This window comes from Mesorhizobium sp. M7A.F.Ca.CA.002.15.2.1, from assembly GCF_003998715.1.
Lineage (GTDB): Bacteria > Pseudomonadota > Alphaproteobacteria > Rhizobiales > Rhizobiaceae > Mesorhizobium > Mesorhizobium ciceri.
Window position 1 is genome coordinate 1 of the sequence record NZ_RZPI01000555.1, and the last position, 3,845, is coordinate 3,845.

The 3,845-nt window shown below is 64.8% G+C and carries 2 protein-coding genes and 2 pseudogenes; 2 read left to right on the forward strand and 2 right to left on the reverse strand.

The genetic code is table 11. The features are described from left to right. Window positions 1-265 (forward strand): annotated as a pseudogene (locus ENZ74_RS24885) (MCE family protein); the annotation flags it as partial. Further along, on the forward strand, window positions 246-953 hold the full coding sequence (locus ENZ74_RS24890; protein ID WP_063167914.1) for an ABC-type transport auxiliary lipoprotein family protein: 708 nt from the start codon (window positions 246-248) through the stop codon (window positions 951-953). The pseudogene ENZ74_RS24885 and the gene ENZ74_RS24890, both read left to right, overlap by 20 nt. Before the next feature lie 37 nt (window positions 954-990). On the opposite strand, the gene ENZ74_RS24895 is transcribed toward ENZ74_RS24890, so the two are convergent. Further along, the gene (locus ENZ74_RS24895) at window positions 991-1,605 is read right to left on the reverse strand and encodes a 3'-5' exonuclease (RefSeq protein ID WP_063170226.1); all 615 of its coding nucleotides are present in this window, start codon (window positions 1,603-1,605) and stop codon (window positions 991-993) included. Window positions 1,606-1,791: 186 nt separating this feature from the next. Further along, window positions 1,792-3,845 (reverse strand): annotated as a pseudogene (locus tag ENZ74_RS24900) (kinesin); the annotation flags it as partial.

Below are 3,845 nucleotides of genomic sequence, written 5' to 3' on the forward strand. Positions count from 1 at the left end.
CGGCGTGATGGCGGATGCGAGGGCGACGCTGAAGTCGTTCAAGCAGGTTGCCGACACGCTGAATGCCCGCCTTGGCGTCATCACCGACAATCTGGCGCGATTCTCGGGCCAGGGGCTTTCGAACGTCGAAGCGCTGGTGCAGGACAGCCGCCGTTCGATCAGCCGCATCGAGGAGGCGGTAACCGACCTCAGCCGCAATCCGCAGCGCATCCTGTCGGGTGGCGACGGCGAGGTTCGGCAATTCGATGGCAGGGCGCGGCGTTGACTTCGGCGCCGGCGCGCCCCAGAAACATGAGCCGCGAAAGCGGGTCGATCTTACGATCCGGGGACAACGGGGATCGCGCGTGAAGTCTGTGTGGGTGAAAACGGGCGGGTTGACATCGGCTGCGGCACTGCTTGCCTTGACGCTGGCCGGCTGTGCGGCGTTGGGCGGCAAGCCCGCGCCGCTCGATACGTTCGAGCTGTCGGCGCCGTCGGTCGACGCGCATGGCCACAGCCGCCGCCAGATCCTGATCGCGCAGCCGTCGGCGCTCAAGGCGCTGGACAGCCAGAACATCGTCATCAAGCCGTCGGATCGTTCGATCCAGTATCTCAAGGGCGCGCAATGGGCTGACCGGCTGCCGCTGATCGTGCAGGCGCGGCTGGCCGAGACCTTCCAGCGATCGGGCAGCTTTGCCGGCGTCGGCAAGCCGGGCGAGGGCCTGGCGATCGACTATCAGGTGATCGTCGAGATCCGCTCATTCGAGGTTCGGGTCGACGGCGGCGAACATGCCGAGGTCGATCTGTTCGTGCGGATCCTGAACGATCGCAACGGCGAGGTCCGTGCTTCCAAGAGCTTCACCGCAGCCGCACCCGTCTCGGGCAGCGGCAATCCTGCTTATGTCAGCGCACTCGACAAGGCGTTCGGCGACGCCGCCGGGCAGATCGTGCGCTGGACGGATTCGGTGATCTGAGCGCGACGCGCGCCGGAATCCCATCAGGCTTCTCTACCTACAAGTGGTCGAAGATCTCCGGCCGGAGCTTTCCGGTCTTCATCAGGTGCTGCAGGGTGTAGGTCACGGACAGCGCGTCATCGAGCGCATCGTGCCCCTGCAATGGCGGGTGCTTGACGCCGTAGTAATCCGCAAGCTTGTTGCTCGGCGTTCTCGCCAGATCCTCGATCGGCATTCCGGCTGCGATCAGCAGCTTGACGGCGTTGTCAAACCGGGTGGCCGGGATCGAAGGCTGAATGCCCCCGACATAGCAGCTGATGGCGATCATGTTCAATTCGTCCTTGCCCCAGGACCAGAATCGCGCCCCTTCGGAAAAACGATCGATGTCGGCGAGGGCATCCCCTAGTGCCACCCCTTTTGTCTCCAAATCTTCCTCGGTGATGCCGGTCAGTTTGGTGAAGAATGGGTCCAAGGCGTATCTCTGACCAAACCGGTCGACCGGTTTGATATAGGCCTTGTGTGTTCCGAGCAGGGGGAAGTCGCCTTCAAGTCCAAGCCTGACGGCGCCGATCTGTGCGATCACCGGGTCGGGATCGTGGGCCGCGCACCAGAATCTGCGTTGCGAGCCCTCCAGGCAAAGAAACTCGCAGTCGAAAATGATTGCCGTCTTCACGATCACACCCTGCGAGCGTTAGGGCAGCGGTACTGTGGATGAATTATAGCGCCGTCGGGAGATCGACTTAGGGCGGATTCCGAAGGCATCGATAGTCTCGCAAGACCTGTTGCGGGCAGGTTCAACGCGTGCCGGACGTTAGAGCAGGCACAGGCGGGACCATGGCCCGCCTGTTCAATTCCCGTCTTAGTGCAGGCGGCCGCTCGCATGCGCCAGCATGGTGTAGACCTTGCCGGTGTCCGACGTCAGGTAGGTCTGCGCCATGATGTTGTCGCGGTCGTTGCGTGAGACATCCTTGAGCAGCTTCTCGAAATCGTCGCAGTAGCGGTCGACGGCGGCGCGGAACTCGGCCTCGGCCTGATACTTGCGACGGATCTCGTCGAACGTCTGCTGACCCTTCAGCGTGTAGAGCCGCCTTGTGAACACGTCACGCTCGCCGCGCCGGTAGCGGTTCCACAGCTCGATCGAAGCATCGTGGTCGATGGCCCGCGCGATATCGACGGAGAGCGAGTTCAGCGATTCGACGACATGAAGGGGCGATCGCTGGGCAGGCGTAGCGCGGGGCGCTTCCGCAGTCGCTGGGGGAGCTGCCGACCTGAGGTCCTCATCGTTCGATGCCGCGGTCAGCAGATCGCGCACCCAGCCACCCTGCGGCGTGCGGGCGTTGGCATCGCCGCGCGGACGCGGTGCCGCCTCGGTCGGACGGTCAAGGTCGAGCGTGCCGCGCAATGCAGGGCCGCCCAAGGGCGCCTGAGGCGTGCGCAGGTCCGGCTGCGGTGCCGGTGCTCGGCGCGGCGGCTCGGCAGCGCGTGCGGCCGGCGCTTGCGGCGCCGGACGCAGGTTGCGTGGTTCGGACCCTTCACCGCCGCGGCCGGACTTGGCCACGATGTCCGAAAGCTCCTTCAGGGCGTTGATCTGCTCGGAAACGGCGCGGCGGATGGCCGAAGTCGATTCCTTGGCCTCTTCCGGCATTTCGATGACGCCCTTCTTGAGCTCGGCGCGGGTCAGGTCGAGCTCGCTCTTGATCGAACCCGCTGTGCGCCGCATCTCCTCGGTCGCATCGGCAAAGCGCTTGGTTGCCGAGTCGACGACGTCGGTGATGGCGTTGCGGATCTTGTCGGCCGACTCCATCGTCTTGCCTTCGGCGTTCTGCAGCGTCTGGCCGACGAGATTTTCGAACGAGCGCATGACCCTTTCGAGATCTTCCGACTTCTTGACCAGGCCGACGGCGAGGTCTTCGAGCGACGACTGCCGTTCGAGCGTGTGTTCGAGGTTGCTCTGGGCCGAGCTCAACAGGTCCGAAGCACTGGACAGCAGGCGGCTGTGCTCGTCGAACTTGGTGGCAATCGACGCGACCTCGCGCAAGGTGGACGACGACAGTTCCGTCAGCCTTGTCGTGTTCGAATCGACCAGACGTGCCGAGCTGGCAAAGGTCTGCGCGGCCTTCTCGGTGGTGGCGGCGAAGCTTTGCGTGCTGCCGCTCAGGCGTTCATCGACCTGGCCGAGATTGACCGCGGCCTGCTCGATCAGCTGACCGAGCTGCGAACTGGACTTGGTCATCCGGCCGATGAGGTCGGCGACGCTGTCGGACAGCGACGAGCGGGCACCCTCGACCGCCGACAAGGTTTCGGCGGTGCGGTTGGCGAGCGCGTCGACAAGTGCGGCATTCTCGCTGCGCAGCTTCTCGGTGGCGCGTTCTGTGACCTCTTCCATGCTCTTTTGCAGTTCCGAGCCGCCCTGGGCGAAGCGCTCGACCAAAGGCCGTGCGGTTTCGTCGAGGATCTTCGACATTTCGGCCGAACGCGCCGCGAGCATGGTGTTGAGTTCGCGGGTGTTGGCGCCGATCGTCTTGGCGGCATCGTTGGTGCTCTGGCCGATATGCTGGCCAACCGCGGTGAAGGTCTCGGCGATCACATTGGCGCGCGAGACGAGTTGCGCCTCGGCGTTCGACACCTGCTCGTTGAGCTTCTGGCCCATCGTCTCGGCCGTAAAGGCGAGGCGGTTCTCGACGCCCGAGACCTGCTCTTCGACACGGGCTGCCGCGGCCGCCGCGCTCGAGGCGAGACGCTCGTCGGCGCCGGCAAGCGCCTGCTCGATTTCGCGGGCATGCACGGCCATTTCCTGGCCGGTCCGCCTTGCGCGTTCGGCAACCCGTTGCTCGGTATCGGCAAAGGCGCCGACGATCGTCTCGGCATGCTCGCCGATCGTGGTGGTGCTGCTGGCGATGCGCGACACCAGAC

Excerpts from the sequence above, each read along its gene's own strand:
- ENZ74_RS24890 (WP_063167914.1), top strand. The coding sequence starts at position 246 with ATGGCAGGGCGCGGCGTTGACTTCGGCGCCGGCGCGCCCCAGAAACAT.